At 66.1% G+C, this 18282-nt stretch carries 2 protein-coding genes; both read left to right on the forward strand.

Annotated elements, in window-relative coordinates; translation table 11 throughout:
• Positions 1-390 precede the first annotated feature (390 nt).
• Complete coding sequence (locus OIE68_RS34100) at positions 391-17550, forward strand: non-ribosomal peptide synthetase (protein ID WP_327095077.1); 17160 nt, start codon at positions 391-393, stop codon at positions 17548-17550.
• A complete protein-coding gene (locus OIE68_RS34105; protein ID WP_327095078.1) occupies positions 17547-18221 on the forward strand; it encodes a DUF6875 domain-containing protein in 675 nt (224 codons plus the stop codon). The genes OIE68_RS34100 and OIE68_RS34105 overlap by 4 nt, the downstream gene beginning before the upstream one ends.
• The last annotated feature ends 61 nt before the right edge of the window (positions 18222-18282 follow it).

The following is an 18282-nucleotide window of genomic DNA, read 5'->3' on the forward strand; positions in this document are numbered from 1 at the left end:
CGACACCGATGTGATGAAATATCTCTTCGACACCGATTCGCCGATTTCGACGAAAAAGCTAATATCGCAATGCGGCTATCGTGTGTTAACAACAGAATAGAATCTATATAGATTTGCCATGTTGTATTGCAATTCGGTCGTTTTATACATCGGATACATCATCTACGTTTAGGGTATTTAGTCATGGGATCCGGGGGCGAAGGGCCCTGTGTCCCAACGCGTCACATTCTGCCTGTCGATGCGCCGTGACTCCCGAAGAAGGGCCGGGAGATTCGCAGGTCGCCACCGCGAATCGGGTGAGAATTTCACGGTGCAGATTCCGGAATGTGGGTATACACGCGCGAATGATTCGGCTTAGACTGGCCGTGGTCGGGGTTAGAGGAAAGTTCAATGACCGTTCTGCGACCACAGCTTCATCCCGACCAGGGGTCGAGCGGAGTTACCGAGCCGGACGTGTCAGCAATATCGCAGGTACCGCTGTCCGCTGGGCAGCGTGGGTTGTGGCTGGCGCAGAAATTGAGTCCGGATGTGCCGATATGCGAGGCACAATATATCGAGTTGCGTGGCGATCTCGATGTCGATCTACTGCGCGAAGTCTCGATACAAGCCGGCCACGAGTTTCAGTCGGGCTACCTGCGGCTGGTAGAGGTGGACGGCGAGCCGTACCAGTTGTTCGACCCGGCGCTCCATACGACGGGGCCGTTGATCGATGTGCGCGGCGAGCCGGATCCTATTGCGGCGGGCTTGGAGTGGATGTATCGGGAGTACACCACACCGCTCGACATGACGCGGGACCGGTTGCTCGGATCGGCGATTGTGCAGGTCGGGGACCAACATTACCTGCTGTACCTCAAAATCCACCACGTCGCGATGGACGGCTACGCCGGTGTGCTGATGGTGAACCGCATCGCTGCGCTGTACACGGCGGCGGTGCAGGGACGGACACCGGAGCCGAACCAACCGGCGGACGTACGCACGCTCTTCGAGGCCGACCGTAGCTATCGGGAGTCGAAGCGATTCGCCGACGACCAGGAATACTGGCTGAACAGACTCGCCGATGTCGTGGACGAGTCCAGTCTGGTCGCCGGGCACGCACCTGCCCGCGCGGACAGTTCGGTCGCAACAGCCGAACTTTCGCCGGTGACGGTACAGCGGATCGCTGATTCCGCGAAAGCGTCGAACGCGAGCCCGGCCGCGGTGGTGATCGCCGCATTCGGCTGCTATCTGGCCCGGATGACCGGCCGCGACGAGGTCATGGTCAACATCCCCGTTTCGGGTCGCACCAACGCCGTACTGCGGCGCTCCGGTGGGATGTTCGTCAATGTCGCACCCCTTCCGCTCGCGTTGGGGCCGGGCGATACCGCGGCGACATCGACGCGGCGGGTGCAGTCCGATCTGGTCGGGGCATTGCGGCACCAGCGGTGCGGCCTCACCGATATCCGTGCCGCCGCCGGATACCACGGCGGACAGCGACGTTTCGCGGGCCCGGTAGTGAATGTCATGTTCTTCCACCAGGAGATCCGGTTCGGATCGATGAGCGGGGAGTTCCATATCCTCAGCTCCGGGCCGGTCGACGATTTGCTGATCGACCTGTATCAAACCGGGGACCCGCCGCGGACGATCCTGCACTTCCTCGCCAATCCCAACCTCTATACCGATGCCGCACTGTCGGCACACTGCACCAGATTCGGGGAGTTCCTCGACGCGTTCGCGGCCGATCCGGACGCCGCTCTCGAGCAGATTCACCCCGCCAGCATGCGTGCCGGCGCTCTGATCAAGCGTCGCCAGGAGAATCTGGCGTTCTGGCGAGCCGCGCTCGCGGACCTTCCCGAGGAGCTTCGCCTGCCGTTCGACCGGCCGCGGCCTGTGGTGCCGTCGAATCGAGCCGCCACCGCACGGTACCCCTTGCGTGCCGATCTGGTTCCGGCGTTGGAACGGTACACGCGGCAGCACAACTGGTCACTGTTCACCGCGATCCATGGCACGTTGGCGGTTCTGCTCGCCCGGCTGAGCGGCACCACCGACATTCCGATCGGCACACCGATCACCAAGCGCGCTGGGGCCGCGCTCGACGACGTCGCCGACGGGTTCGTCGATACTCCGGTGCTGCGGACCGAGATCGATCTCGATGAATCGTGCAGCGACCTGCTCGGCCGCGTCGAACAAGCCGATCTGGACGCCTTCGAACATGCCGATATTCCGTTCGAGCAGGTGCTGGATGAACTCGTTCCGCAGCGGTCCCGGCATCCGATGTTCCAGGTGATGTTGGCGGTGCGGAGTGTGGAGCCGGATCCAGAACTGTCGGCGGATCTGCCAGCCGAAGCATCCCGCTTCGACCTGCAGTTTCTACTGTCGGCCGACCAGGACAGCGGCGCTGCGACGATAGCGGTCACCTACGCCGTCGACCTGTTCGATGCCGCGACCATCGATTCTGTTGTCCATCGGTGGATTCGGATTCTGGAATCGATCGCCACCGATCCGACCGTTCCTGTCGGGGCGATCGACGTACTCGAACCGGCCGAGCAAGCCGATCTGCTCACCCGCTCCGGTGCGCCGTCGGCCATGCCCACCACGCTGCCGGATTTGCTGGCCGCAGCAGCCGCGCTCGATCCCGACGCCACCGCAATCGTGTGCGACGGCCAACGACTGAGTTACCGAGAGCTGGACGAACGTTCCAACCGGTTGGCGCATCGGCTCATCCAGCACGGCATCGGACCGGAAGACATTGTCGCGATCGGAATCCCACGTTCCGCGGACTCCGTGCTCGCGGTATGGGCGGTCACCAAAACGGGAGCCGCCTTCTTGCCGATCGACCCGACCCACCCCACCGAACGCATCACCCACATGATGACCGATTCGAAAGCAGCAATCGGTCTGACCGTGACATCCGTCCGCGCACAACTACCCGACAGCACCGACTGGTTGATATCGAACAACCTCGACACTTCCGACGACAAGCCGGCCACGGACGGTCGGCCCGTCACCGACGGCGACCGTATTCGTCCGTTGCGGATCGACGGCATCGCCTACGTCATCTACACCTCCGGATCAACCGGACGCCCCAAAGGCGTCGCGGTCACCCACCGCGGACTCGCCAACTGCGCCGCAGCGCACCGGGCTGCGATGGGCATCGAACCCGGCTCTCGAACATTGCATTTGGCGTCACCGAGCTTCGACGTGTCGGTACTGGAGATGCTGCTGCCCTTACCTGCCGGCGCGGCCATGGTCATCGCACCCAACGACGTCTACGGCGGGGATGAACTCGCCGCACTGCTCGACCGCGAACACATCAGCCACGTCCTCGTCACACCTTCGACACTGTCCACCATCGACCACACCCGCTGGCCACTACCGGATCTGAAGTATCTGATGGTCGGCGGCGAGGACTACGGCACCGAACTGGTCGAGCGCTGGGGCGTCGGCCGCGTCGTGCTCAATGAGTACGGTCCCACCGAAACCACTATCGCCGCGACGCTGATCTCGCCGTTGGCGGCTGGAGAGTTGGTCACGATCGGCCGCCCGATCCGCGGGGTTTCGGTATGGATTCTCGACCAGCGATTGCAACCGGTTCCCGTCGGTGTGGCCGGTGAACTGTATATCGCGGGTGATCTACTCGCCCGCGGATATCATCAGCGCGCCGACGTGACGGCTGGACGTTTCGTGGCCTGTCCCTGGATATCCGGTCGGCGTATGTACCGCACCGGCGACATCGTGCGCTGGACCAGCAGCGGAACAATCCAGCACCTCGGCCGTTCGGATTTCCAGGTGAAGATCCGTGGTCTACGCATCGAACTGGGCGAGATCGACGCCACACTCACCAGCCACGACACCGTCGCCTACGCGACCACCATCGGCTATCGCAAGGACGCTGGAACCCAATCTCTGGTCTCCTACGTCGTCGCCACCCCCGACCACACCATCGACACCACGACCCTGACCGAATACCTCACCGACCGGTTGCCGTCCTACATGGTGCCGTCCTCGATCATGGTCCTGGACCAGATTCCGTTGACACCGGTGGGCAAGCTGGACCGAAAGGCACTGCCGAAGCCGGTTTTCGCCGACCGCAAACCCTTCCGAGCACCACAAACACCAACCGAACACACGATCGCCCAGGCGTTCATCGACGTATTGGGTATCGACACGATCGGTCTCGACGATTCGTTCTTCGCCCTGGGCGGCGACAGTTTGGTCGCGACCCGCGTCGCGGCGCGACTCGGGGCCACATTGGATGCCGAGATTCCGGTGCGACTGTTGTTCGAGGCGTCCACGGTCGCGGAACTCGCCACTCGCATCGAGCACCATGCCGGTACCGGGCGCAGACGCCCACCGCTCGTCGCCGGGCCGCGGCCCGATCTCGTGCCGCTGGCACCGGCCCAACAACGGATGTGGTTCTTCAACCAGTACGACACCGCATCGGGCGCATACAACATGCCGATCGCCATTCGGCTGCGTGGCGACTTGAACATCGACGCCCTGCACGCGGCGGTTGTCGACGTGCTGGGTAGGCACGAGTCGTTGCGAACGCGGTATCCGGATCACCACGGAACGCTGATCCAGCTGATCGAGCCCGTCGAGAACGTGGACCGCGAGCTGATCGTGGTCCCGGTCGTGCCGAGCCAGTTGGTCGAGACGGTAACCGCATTCGTCGCCGACGGCTTCGATGTGACCATCCAGGCGCCCGTGCGTGCCCGGTTGTTCCGCATTGTCGGCGGCGGGGAACCGGAATACGTATTGGCCGTCGTGGTGCACCACATCGCCGCGGACGGCTTCTCCATGACGCCGCTGGCCCGCGACGTGACGACTGCTTATGCCGCCCGGATCCGCGGGGCGGCCCCGGCGTGGACACCGCTGCCGGCCCAGTACGCGGACTACGCGCTGTGGCAACAAGCGACCCTCGGCACACCCGACGATCCGGAATCGCTGTGCGCTGAACAGATCCGATACTGGACCGAGGCGCTGAGCGGCGTTGCCGAGGAGCTTCGTCTGCCATTCGACCGGCCGCGGCCGGTAGTGCTGTCGAATCGCGGCGCCACTATCGACTACTCGATGTCTGCCGGTTCGGTGCGGGCATTGGAACAGTTTGCGCGGCAGCATAATTCGTCGTTGTTCATGGCAATCCACGGCACGCTGGCGGTTCTGCTGGCCCGGCTGAGCGGCACCACCGACATTCCGATCGGCACACCGATCGCCGGGCGCGGAATGGCCGCACTCGACGACATGATCGGCATGTTCGTCAATACCCTGGTGCTGCGGATCGAGATCGATCTCGACGAATCCTTCACCGAACTGCTCGGCCGGATCAAACAAGCCGATCTGGACGCCTTCGAACACGCCGATGTTCCGTTCGAGCAGGTGGTGGACAAACTCGTCGTACAGCGGTCCCAAGCGCGACATCCGCTGTTCCAGGTGCTGCTGGCGTTCCAAAATCTGGAACCGGTAACACTGCGACTTCCCGATCTCGAGCTGTCGGCGGTCGAGCTGCCCAACGAGGTATCCCGGTTCGACCTGCAATTCATCCTGTCGGAAAACCCTGACAGCGGCGATATGAGCGTCGCGGTCACGTATGCCACCGACCTGTTCGACGCCGCGACCATCGATTCTGTTGTCCATCGGTGGATTCGGATTCTGGAATCGATAACCACCGACGCAACCATTCCTGTCGGAGTGATCGACGTACTCGAACCTGCCGAGCGAACCGATCTCCTGACCCGCTCCGGCGCACCCTCGGCACCGCCCACCACGCTGCCCGACCTGCTGACCTCAGCAGCCGCACTCGATCCCGATGCCGCCGCGATCGTCTGCGACGGACAACAGCTCAGTTACCGGGAACTCGACGAATACTCCAACCGGTTGGCACGACAGCTCCTCCGACACCGCATCGGACCGGAAGACGTTGTCGCGATCGGTATTCCACGTTCGGTGGACTCGGTCCTCGCGGTATGGGCCGTCGCGAAATCGGGAGCCGCTTTCCTACCGATCGACCCGACCTATCCAGCCGACCGCATCACCCACATGATGACCGATTCGAAAGCAGCCATCGGCATTACGACCGCATCCGTGCACGCGCGGTTACCCAACCACACCGATTGGTTGATACTGGACAATTTCGACGAGACCGACAGCAATCCGATCACAGACAGCGACCGTATTCGTCCGCTGCGGATCGACGATATCGCCTACGTCATCTACACCTCCGGATCAACCGGACGCCCCAAAGGCGTCGCGGTGACCCACCGCGGACTCAGCAACTGCGCCACCGCGAACAAGGAAGTCATCGGCATCGAACGCAGCTCTCGAACATTGCATTTGGCGTCACCGAGCTTCGACGTGTCGGTACTGGAGATGCTGTTGCCCTTACCTGCCGGCGCGGCCATGGTCATCGCACCCACGGATGTCTACGGCGGGGATGAACTCGCCGCACTGCTCGACCGCGAACGCATCAGCCACGTCCTCGTCACACCTTCGACACTGTCCACCATCGACCACACCCGCTGGCCACTACCGGATTTGGCACACCTGATTGTCGGCGGTGAAGACTACGGCAGTGAGTTGGTCCAACGCTGGAACGGCGACCGGAAGCTGTTCAACGACTACGGTCCAACCGAAACCACTATCGCCGCGACGCGGACCCTCTTGGCGGCCGGACAGCTCGTCACGATCGGCCGCCCGATCCGCGGGGTTTCGGTATGGATTCTCGACCAGCGATTGCAACCGGTTCCCGTCGGTGTGGCCGGTGAACTGTATATCGCGGGTGATCTACTGGCCCGCGGATACCACCAGCGAGCAGACGTAACAGCACAGCGATTCATCGCCTGCCCCTGGACACCCGGCCAACGCATGTACCGCACCGGCGACATCGTGCGCTGGACCGGCAATGGAACAATCCAGCACCTCGGCCGATCCGACTTCCAAGTAAAAATCCGTGGCCTACGCATCGAACTCGGCGAGATCGACACCACACTCACCAGCCACGACACCGTCGCCTACGCGACCACCATCGGCTATCGCAACGACGCCGGAACCCAATCCCTGGTCTCCTACGTCGTCGCCACCCCCAACCACACCATCGACACCACGACCCTGACCGAATACCTCACCGACCGGTTGCCGTCCTACATGGTGCCGTCCTCGATCATGGTCCTGGACCAGATTCCGTTGACACCGGTGGGCAAGCTGGACCGAAGGGCGTTGCCGAAGCCGGTTTTCGCCGACCGCAAACCCTTCCGAGCACCACAAACACCAACCGAACACATCATCGCCAGAGCCTTCGCCGACACACTCGGCGCCGACATGGTCGGTCTCGATGATTCGTTCTTCGCCTTGGGCGGCGACAGCATTATGGCGATCCAGCTGGTCGCCCGAGCCAGGGCAGCCGGTGCGGCATTCTCCGCACGCGACGTGTTCGAGCGGAAAACGATCGCCGGACTGGCCCAGGTCGCAGCCCGCGACAGCACCGCAGCCTCCCGGCTGACGGAACTGTCCGGCGGCGGCGTGGGACCGGTACCGCTGACGCCGATCATGCGAAGACTGCTCGAACGGTCCGGTTCGGACTTCGCCCGCTTCTCGCAGGCAATGATGCTGAAGCTGCCGATGGGAATCGACCTGCCGGGGCTGACGAATACGGTGCAGGCGGTCCTCGACCGGCACGACATGCTGCGCGCACGGCTGTGCTCGGACGACGATGGCCGCCGGGCGTGGGATGTGCTGCCGGTCGGAACGGTTCGCGCCGCCGATGTCATTCGCCGGGTGCCGATTCACGGAATGCCGGCAAGTGCCGAGTTCCGGACGTTGGCGGCGGCGGAGTCGACTTCCGCGGCGGACCGGCTCGATCCGGACGCCGGGACCGTGCTGCAGGTGGTCTGGTTCGATCCGGCGAATACGGCCGAACCGGGCAGGGCGCTGGTGCTGGTGCATCATTCGGTGATCGATCGGGTTTCCTGGCGGGTGCTGGTGTCGGACCTCGCCGTCGCGTGGGCGCGGATCGAGTCCGGCGAGCCACCCGAGCTGGCCCCGGTCGGGACCTCGATGCGCAGGTGGGCGTATGGGCTGATCGAGGCGGCCCGACGGCCGGAGCGGGTAGCTGAGCTCGAACTCTGGCGAGCGATGGCCGACGGGCCCGATCCGATGATCGGGTCACGGGCCCTCGACCCCGCGATCGACGTGGCCGCTAGTGCTCGGACGGTTGAGGTCGAGCTGTCCCCCGAGGTGACCGAGGCGCTGTTGACCGAGGTGCCCGCGACATTCCATGGCGAGGTAGGCGACGGGCTACTGGCCGCTCTGGCGGTCGCGCTGACGAAGTGGCGGCGCGAACGGGAGCCCGCGGCCGCAGAGCTGACGGATGTGGTGATCGGTCTCGAAGGGCACGGTCGGGAGGAAGGTGTCGTCCCGGGCGCGGACCTGACCCGGACGGTCGGCTGTTTCACCACGAGTTTTCCTATGCGTTTGGATCTGTCGGGCATCGATATCGACGACGCATGCGCGGGCGGGCCGGCGATGGGCGCAGCGGTCAAGTCGGTCAAGGAACAGCTGCTCGCCGTCCCGGACCACGGGATCGGCTACGGCTTGCTGCGGTATCTCAACGAGGACACCGGCGCGCTGCCGACGCCGCAGATCGCCTTCAACTACCTCGGCCCGGTCTCCACCAGGGTTCCCGAAGGAGAACCGGCGGTCGCATGGCGGCCGGTGGACGGCGGCGAGTTCGCCGGTGCACAGCATCCGGATATGCCGGTTTCGGCGGTACTCGACATCAATGTCTGCACCCGTGACGACGGACAAGGGCCGCAGTTGCGGGCCACCTGGTCCTATCCCGCCGAGATACTCACCGCCGCCGAGGTGCGTGCGGCGGCGGAGTCGTGGCGCCGGGCATCGATCGCGTTGACGACCCACGCCCGCCGGGCAGGCAGCGGGGGACGGACACCGTCAGATCTGGATCTGGTGCGGCTCGGGCAGGCCGAAATCGAGCGACTCGAGCACAGGTACCCGACGCTGAGCGATGTCTGGCCGTTGACGCCGTTGCAGGAGGGGCTGCTGTTCCACGCGTTGGTGTCCGAGGAGTCGGTGGACGCCTACCTGACCCAACTGGTCGTCGAGTTGCGTGGCCAGGTAGATCCGAAGCGGCTGCGCCGCGCCGGACAAGTGCTACTGGACCGACACGCGAATCTGCGCACCGCCTTCGACACCGATGTCGGTCCGGTACAGGTGGTCCAGCAAGATGTCGAGGCTGCCTGGTCGGAGCTCGACCTGTCCGGGCTCGACGACAGTGCCCGCGATCGCGAGTGGGAACTGCTTCTGGCCGCGGACCGGGCAACCAGGTTCGATCCGGCTCGTGCCCCGCTGCTGCGCTGGATGCTGGTCACCACCGGGCCGCAGCGCTATCGACTGGTACTGACCAATCATCACCTGCTGCTCGATGGCTGGTCGACGCCGCTGCTCCTGAAGGACTTGCTGGTGCTCTACGCCACCGACGGCGACGTCACCGTGCTACCCGAAGTCCGCCCGTACCGGGATTTCCTTGCCTGGATCGCCGGGCAGGACTCGGCTGCGGCGCTCGACGCGTGGGCCCGCGCGTTCGACGGCGCCGAGGAGCCGACCCTGGTAGCGCAGGCCGATCCCAGCCGCCGCTACACCGAATCACGCGATGTGCTCGGCGAGTTGACCGAGGAGCAGACAACCGCGCTGACGAATCTGGCCAGGGCCCGTGGCGTCACCCTCAACACCGTCATCCAGCTGGCATGGGCAATCGTGTTGGGCACGTTGACTTCTCGGGACGATGTGGCGTTCGGCGCCGTGGTCTCCGGACGGTCCCCGCGGATCGCGGGCATCGAATCGATGATCGGACTGTTCATCAACACCGTGCCGGTGCGCGTCCGTCTCCACGCCGACGAGAGCCTGGGACAACTGCTCGACCGAATCCAGACCGAACAGACGGCCCTGCTCGACCACCAGTTCGTCGGCCTCACCGAAATCGAGCGGGTGGCCGGGCCGGCGGCGGTGTTCGACACGATGACGGTGTTCGAGTCGTTCCCGATCGACCGTTTCGGGCTGACGGCGGACACCGATATCGCGGGCATGCGAGTAGTCGACGTCGCGGGCACGAACGGCGCGCACTATCCGCTGGGGGTGGTTGCGCGGATCGACGACAAGCGACTGCATCTCGAGATCAAGTATCTGCCCGAACTCTTCGACCACGACACGATGACCGCGACCCTGCAGCGCATCCTGCGCGTGTTCGGTGTCGTCGCGACCGACCCGGAGCTGCCGCTGGCCCGCCTGAATCTGCTTTCCGCCGCGGCATACCGGGAGTTGACGCCGGTTTCGGGCTCCCCGGCGGTGCCGGGGCGAGTGCTGCCGGAGCTGTTGGCGGCGACGGTGCGGCGGGATCCGGGCGCGGTCGCGGTGGTGTACGAGGGTCGGCAGTGGACCTACGGCGAGCTCGATGCTCAGTCGAATCGGTTGGCACGGTTGTTGATCGATCGGGGTGTGGGGCCAGAGGCCGGTGTGGCGGTGGGGCTGCCGCGATCGTTCGAGTCGGTGCTTGCGATATGGGCGGTGGCGAAGTCGGGGGCGGCATTCGTGCCGATAGACCCGAAGTATCCGACCGGCCGGATCGAGCACATGCTCACCGATTCCGGTGTGGCGGTGGGAATCACCTTGTCACAGTGGCGGTCTCGGTTGCCCGGATCGGTGCCGTGGCTGGTCCTCGACGAGGCGGTGGTCGAAGCCGAAGTGTCGGCGGCGTCGGCGGCGCCGGTGACCGATGCGGAGCGAGCAGGGCCGATCCGGCTCGATCATGCGGCGTACCTGATCTACACCTCCGGTTCGACGGGTGTGCCCAAAGGCGTGGTGGTGTCGCACCAAGGGTTGGCAGATCTGGTGGCCGAGCTGTGTTCGCGGTTCGATACCGAGCCCGGGGCGCGGGTACTGCATGCCGCGTCGCCGAGTTTCGATGCGGCCGTCCTGGAACTGCTCTGGGCGTTCACATCGGGTGGGCGGCTGGTGATCGCGCCGCCGACTGTCTACGGCGGGAACGAACTGGCGCGGATCCTGTCGAGCGAGCGGGTGACGCATGCAGCACTGTCGCCGACGGCATTGGCCACGGTCGACCCGGCCGGCCTGGAGAGCCTCGAGACCGTCCTGGTCGGTGGCGAAGCGCCGGCACCCGAACTGGTGTCACGATGGGCGCCGGGCCGGAGCTTGTGCAACGCCTACGGTCCGGCAGAGGCCACGATCCAGACGGACGCCAGTGCGCCGCTGGTGCCGGGTGAGCCGGTGACGGTCGGGGGACCGGCCCGCGGGGTCGGTCAGGTCGTGCTGGACGCATGGTTGCGGCCGGTGCCCGTCGGAATTGTCGGCGAGCTGTATCTCATGGGGCCGGCTCTGGCTCGCGGTTACCGCAACCGAATGGGGCTGACGGCCGCGCGCTTCGTCGCCGATCCGTTCGCGGAGCAGGGCCGACGTATGTATCGGACCGGTGACCTGGTGCGATGGCTGCGGCTACCGGACGGGAATCTGACGCTCGGCTATATGGGCCGGGCCGACTTCCAGGTCAAGCTCCGTGGTTTCCGCATCGAACTCGGCGAGGTCGAATCGGGCCTGCTGGCCTGCGCTGGTGTGGCGCGCGCGGTCGCGACCGTTCACCGGGACGCGACCATCGGTGACCGGTTGGTCGGGTATGTGGTGCCCGAGACCGGCGTCGTGCTCGACTCGGCCGCGGTCCTCGCGTTCGCCGAACAGCGGCTGGCCCCGCACATGGTGCCCGCGACGGTGGTGGTGCTCGACACCTTGCCGGTGACAGCGAGCGGCAAGCTCGACCGCGCCGCGCTGCCCGAGCCGGACTTCACCACGGGCCGGGCCGAATTCCGGGCGCCGGTCACCGAGGTGGAGATGACGCTGGCCGGACTGTTCGCCGAGGTATTGGGCATCGACAGGGTCGGAGTCGATGATTCGTTCTTCGCCCTGGGCGGCGACAGCATCATGTCGATCCAACTGGTGACCCGAGCCAGGGCAGCCGGTGTGGTGTTCTCCACGCGGGACGTATTCGAGCGGAAGACGGTCGCGCGACTGGCCCACGTCGCAGGCCAGGACAGCACCACGGCGGCCGCTCTTCCGACGGAGCTCCCCGGCGGCGGTGTCGGGCCGGTACCGCTGACGCCGATCATGTGCTGGATGGTCGAACGCGGCGAATTCGACGATTTCTGCCAGTGGGTGACGCTCACGCTGCCGAGCGGTATCGACTTCACCGGTATCGAGGCCACCGTTCGAGCGGTGATCGATCAGCACGACATGCTGCGGGCCCGATTGCAGCCGGAGCCCACGCACCCGTCCGGGTGGGCATTGCAGGTGCGGCCGACCGCGACGATCGCTGCCGGGCTGATCCGTCGCGTGCCGGTGGCAGCGGCGCCGGACAGCGCCGCCTTCGCCGCGATCGCCGACGCCGAGGCGCACGCGGCCGCCGAACGCCTCGACCCCGCCGCGGGCATCATGCTGCAGTTGGTCTGGTTCGACTGGGCGCAGCGGCCGGGACGGTTACTCGTTGTCGCACACCACCTGGTCGTCGATGGGGTGTCGTGGCGGATCCTGATTCCCGACCTCGCCACGGCCTGGGCCCAGATCGATGCCGGGCAACGTCCGCGGCTCGCACCCGTCGGCACATCGATGCGACGCTGGGCGCACGGCCTGAACGCCGCCGCCGAGAGCCTCGATGAGCTCGACTGGTGGCGATCCACGCTCGGTGCGGCCGATCCGCCGCTCGGCGCCCGCCCGGTCGATCCCGAGCTCGACCTACAGGCGACCGTCGCGACCGTCAAGGTGACGCTGCCGACCTCGGTGACGCGCGCTGTGCTCACCACCCTGCCCCAGGTGTTCCGCGGCAGTGTGGACGACGCCCTCATCGCCGGGCTCGCACTGGCACTGACTCGATGGCGGCAGCGCCACGGCGACAACGTGACCGAAACGCTGCTCACGCTCGAAAGCCACGGCCGCCACGACACCGTGCTCCCCGGTGCCGACCTCACCCGCACGGTCGGATGGTTCACTACCGCCTACCCGGTGCGACTCGACCTGTCCGGTATCGACATCGACGACGCATTCGCCGCGGGTGCTGCCGCGGCGGCGATCATCAAATCTGTCAAGGAACAGCGGCGCGAGGTCCCCGACCGCGGGATCGGCTACGGGCTGCTGCGCTACCTCAACGCCGATACCGCCCCTATCCTGCGTGCGCTGCCGCCCCCGCAGGTGAGCTTCAACTATCTCGGTCGTTTGGACACCGTTCCCGAGGCGTTCCGCGACAGCGGATGGCTGCCCGCCGATGGCGACACCGGCGGCGGCAACCAGAATCCCGCCGCAACCGCGGCAGCCGTGCTCGGCATCAACGCGGTCACTGCGGATACCGCGGACGGCCCCGCCTTGACCGCCGCCTGGGACTACCCGACCGGCGTGCTCACCTGCGCCGAAGTCACCGACCTCGCCGAACTGTGGCGCGACGCCGTGACGGCTCTGGCTACCCACGCGTCCCGACCCGGTGTCGGCGGGCTGACCCCCTCCGATGTCGGCCTGGTCGATCTCGACCAGGCGGCGATCGACCGGCTGGAGACTCGACACCAGGCTTTGGACGACATCTGGCCGCTCACGCCGCTGCAGGCGGGGCTGCTGTTCCATGCGCAGCTCGCCGACGGCGCACTCGACGCCTACATCGTGCAACTCTGTGTGGACCTCGGCGGACGCGTCGACGCGGACCGGCTGCGCCGCGCCGCGCAGACTCTGCTCGGACGGCACCCGAACCTGCGGACCGCGTTCGTGCGCGACGGCGCCCGCGAGCCGGTCCAGGTGGTGTACCGGCATGTCGACGTACCGTTCGCCGAGCTCGACCTGGCCGAGCGCGACGACACCGCGGCCGCACTCGAACAGGTCATGGACGGCGATCGTCATTTCGATGTGACCGCGGCGCCACTACTACGACTGACACTGATCAGGATCGCTCCTCAGCAGTACCGGCTGGTGTTGAGCATGCATCACATCCTGATCGACGGCTGGTCCACACCACTGCTGATCCGGGAACTGCTGATCCTCTACGCCGGCGACGGTGACGTCGCGGCACTGCCCCCGGTGCGTCCCTACGCCGATTACCTGATGTGGCTGAACAGCCAGGACCGGACCGGTGCGGAAACCGCCTGGGCACAGGCACTCGAGGGCGTCGCGGAGCCGACTCTGCTGGCCCCCGAGGACCGCGGCCGCCGAAACACCGCCGCACCGGGCGAAGTGCAGGTGCGGCTGAGCCAGGACCACACCGCGGCCCTGGTCGAGGTGGCCCACCAACACGAGACCACCCTCAACACCATCGTCCAAGCGGCCTGGGCGCTGGTGCTCGCCAACGCGACCGCCCGCGAAGACGTGGTCTTCGGCACCACCGTCTCCGGGCGTCCGCCACAGCTTGCAGGCATCGAATCGATGATCGGACTGTTCGTCAACACCGTGCCCGTACGGGTCCGGCTCGACCACCGCGAAAGCCTCGCCCAGCTACTGCGGCGAATCCAAACCGAACAAGCCGCGCTGCTCGACCATCACCACCTCGGACTCGCCCGGATCCAACAGGTGGCCGGTGCCGGCGCGATGTTCGACACCGTGACCGTCTTCGAGTCCTATCCGGTCGACCGGGCCGGGTTGTCCGAAGACATCGACATCGCCGGAATGCACATCCTCGGCATCGTCGGGCGAGACGCCGCGCACTATCCGCTAGGCCTGGTCGTGCACCACGACACCCGGCTGCACCTGACCTTCGAATACCTGCCCGAACTGTTCACTCGACAGCAGATCGACGCCCTCGCCGACCGGGTGCTGCGCGTCCTGGACACCGTCGCCGCGCATATCGACCTCCCGCTCACCGAACTGCAGCTGCAGTCGCCCGTCGAGCAGGCCACGCTGGTGCCCGTCCGTGGTCGGCCCGGCCCGGTGCCATCGGTATTGCCACAGGTGTTGTCGGATGCGGTCACGATGGCGCCCGGCACGGAAGCGTTGGTCTGCGACGGCGTGCGGCTGTCGTATCGCGAACTCGACGAGGCCTCCAACCGCTGGGCGCGCGTATTGATCGACATGGGAATCGGTCCGGAAGCGATGGTTGCTGTGGCGCTACCGCGCTGCATCGACGCTGTCATCGCCGTGTGGGCGGTCGCCAAGTCCGGCGGCGCGTTCGTGCAGATCGATCCCACCCATCCGCGCGACCGGATCACGCGCATTCTCACCGATTCCGGTGCCGCAGTCGGCCTGACCCGCGATACCTACCGAGAGCAGTTGCCGGACACACTCGAATGGCTCGCCCTCGACGATCCCGCCTTCGTCGCGATGACGGCGGAGACGGACCCCGCGGCGATCGATGACGCCGAGCGCGCAACCCCGTTACGGCCAGAGCATCCGGCCTACCTGATCTACACCTCGGGCTCCACCGGGACGCCCAAAGGAGTTGTGGTCACCCATACCGGGATAGCGAATCTGGCCGCCGAAATACGGGAGCGGTTCGGCCTCACTCCGGCTTCTCGGATGCTGGCCGCCGCCGCACCGACCTTCGACGTCTCGATCCTCGAATGGTTCAGCGCGACCGCCGCCGGCGCCACCCTGGTCGTAGCCCCGGCATCGGTCGTCGCCGGCGCCGCACTGGCCGAGTTGATCAATGCCGAACACGTGACTCATGCCGCCCTCACTCCCACCGTGCTCGCATCACTGCACGCCGACGATGTCGGCACCCTCGACACGCTGATCCTGGGCGGCGAGACCTGTCCACCCGATCTGGCAGCACAGTGGACGCCGGGCCGCACCGTGCTCAACGCCTACGGGGCTACCGAAACCACGATCGTCAGCTGCGGCCATGCTCCGCTGACCACAACCACGGGCGGCCCGGTGACAATCGGCGGGCCGGTGCTCGGATTCACCGCCGTCGTACTCGACCGCAGATTGCGCCCCGTCCCGGCCGGAGTGGTCGGCGAACTGTACGTGTCCGGACCGGGCCTCGCCCGCGGGTACCACCGCCAATCTGCAACCACAGCAGCCCGATTCATCCCCGACCCGTACGGACCGGCCGGGACACGCATGTACCGGACCGGCGACCTGGTCAGCTGGACTACCGATCGAACGCTGCGGTTCTCCGGTCGCAGCGATGTACAGCTCGAGATCAACGGCCACCGCATCGAACCCGGTGACATCGAGGCCGCGCTCCGCGCCCACCCCGACATCGACCATGCCGCCGTCACGGTGCGCACCGGCCCCAACGGCAGCACTCAACTCGTCGGCTACGTGGTGCCCGTTCCCCGCAGTACGACCGACGCCGCCACACTGACCGCCCACCTCGCAACGCGACTATCCACGCATATGATCCCCACGGCCATCCTGACGGTCGACCGGATACCCCTCACCCCCACCGGCAAAGTCGATTACAAGGCCCTACCCATACCCGATTGGCGGCCCGCCCGGTTCCGGCCGCCGTCCACCGCACTCGAGGGCACCGTCTGTGCCGCCTTCACCCGGACCCTCGGCATCGAGCGGGTCGGCCTCGACGACGGCTTCTTCACCCTCGGCGGCAACTCGCTTGCCGCGGCCGAGCTGGTGGCGCGCCTTGCGGAGTCGACCGGTGTCGACGTGCCGGTTCAGTGGATATTCACCGATCCGACGCCGGAGTCGCTGGCCCGCCGCATCGACATGCGTCGGCGCGGACTCGACGAGCACGACCCCGGCGATGCGCTGTCCGTCCTGCTCCCGCTGCGTGCCGCCGGAAACGAGCCGCCGCTGTTCTGCGTCCACCCCGCCATCGGATTGGCTTGGGGTTTCAGCGGACTCGTGCAGCACCTCGATCCCGACCGCCCCGTGTACGGGGTGCAATCCCCGGCATTCAGCGAGGCCGCCGCGGAGTTCGAGACGCTCGACCAACTCGCCGCCCGCTATGTCCAAGAGATCCGGGCTGTCCAGCCGCACGGCCCGTACCACCTGCTGGGCTACTCGCTCGGCGGCACCATCGCGCACGCGATCGCGGTCCAACTCCGCGGCGACGGCGAGTCCGTCGCCACCCTGGCCATGATGGACACTCGCGTCGTCACCGCCGACACCGTCCGGGTGCCCACTCCTTCCATCGCGCAGCTGCTCGCCGAGTTCGCCGGCCTCGACGTGCCACCGGGCGCGGCCGATCTCACCGCGGCGGCCGCGGCCGAGCTGCTTCACCGACAAGGCGGACTCTTCACCGCCGTGACCCCCGAGCACCTCGTGATCCTGCACGATGACTACACCCGGCTCGTCGACCTCACGTGGAACCATCGGCCGACTCCCTTCGACGGAGACTTGATCTATTTCAGCGCCGCCGCCCACACAGACGACGGCCCCTCGCCGGCCCTGGCATGGCACAACCTGATCAACGGCCGGATCACCGACCATCACATTCCGGTCCGGCACGAGCGGATGATCGAACCCGAGTCGCTGCGCGCGATCGGACTCGTCCTCACCGAGCACTTCCGCTCAGCCGGGACCACCCCGATGGAACCCGCCGCCTCCGCAAGGACAAGCCGATCATGAACCCGTACCGAATCGTCGGGACACGTTCCGGCATCGAGCCGGTCAACCTATTCGCTCCCGATCCGGCGCCGCATATCGCCCCGCACCCCCGTACTGCCGAATTACGTAGGTGGACTTGCGAATACCTGTGTCGGCCGCACCCCGACCTCGGCCGATCCGGTCCGGTTTGTCCTTACACCAGCCACGCCATCGCAAACCAGTCGCTCTGGGCCGTATTCGTCGAAGGCCCATCCGTGGACGCCGAGTGCCTGACCGCGATCATCGACGATCTGTACGACATGTTCCCAGCCCTGCCACCCCAGGATGAACCCGAGTGCAAGTTCAAGGCCGTCGTCGCGGTCTTTCCGGACCTCACCGATTACGCCGACATCGACGCGGTGCAACATGACCAGAAGTCGCGGTTCGTCGCGAAGGGGCTGATGGTCGGTCAGTTCTATCCGGGCTGCACCGTCCCGGGGCTGCGCAACCCGGCCTTTCCCGCACTCGACGCGCCTCTACCCATGCTCGCCATTCGCCATATGGCCGCCACCGACTTCCCATTCCTCAGCAGCCGCCATGAATGGGTGGACTCCTATCTCAAAATATTCGCCCCCGCGATCCCCAAGTTCATCATCAGCGCCATGTCCGAAAGACTCGTGCAGACCACCGAAGCTGCGGACGGAAATCACTGAGATCGGGTCCGGGACAAGGCAACCGAGCCATCGACAACGTGGCGGCAGCTCGTCAGCATGC

The sequence above is a fragment of the Nocardia vinacea genome (genome assembly GCF_035920345.1).
Taxonomy (GTDB): domain Bacteria; phylum Actinomycetota; class Actinomycetes; order Mycobacteriales; family Mycobacteriaceae; genus Nocardia; species Nocardia vinacea_A.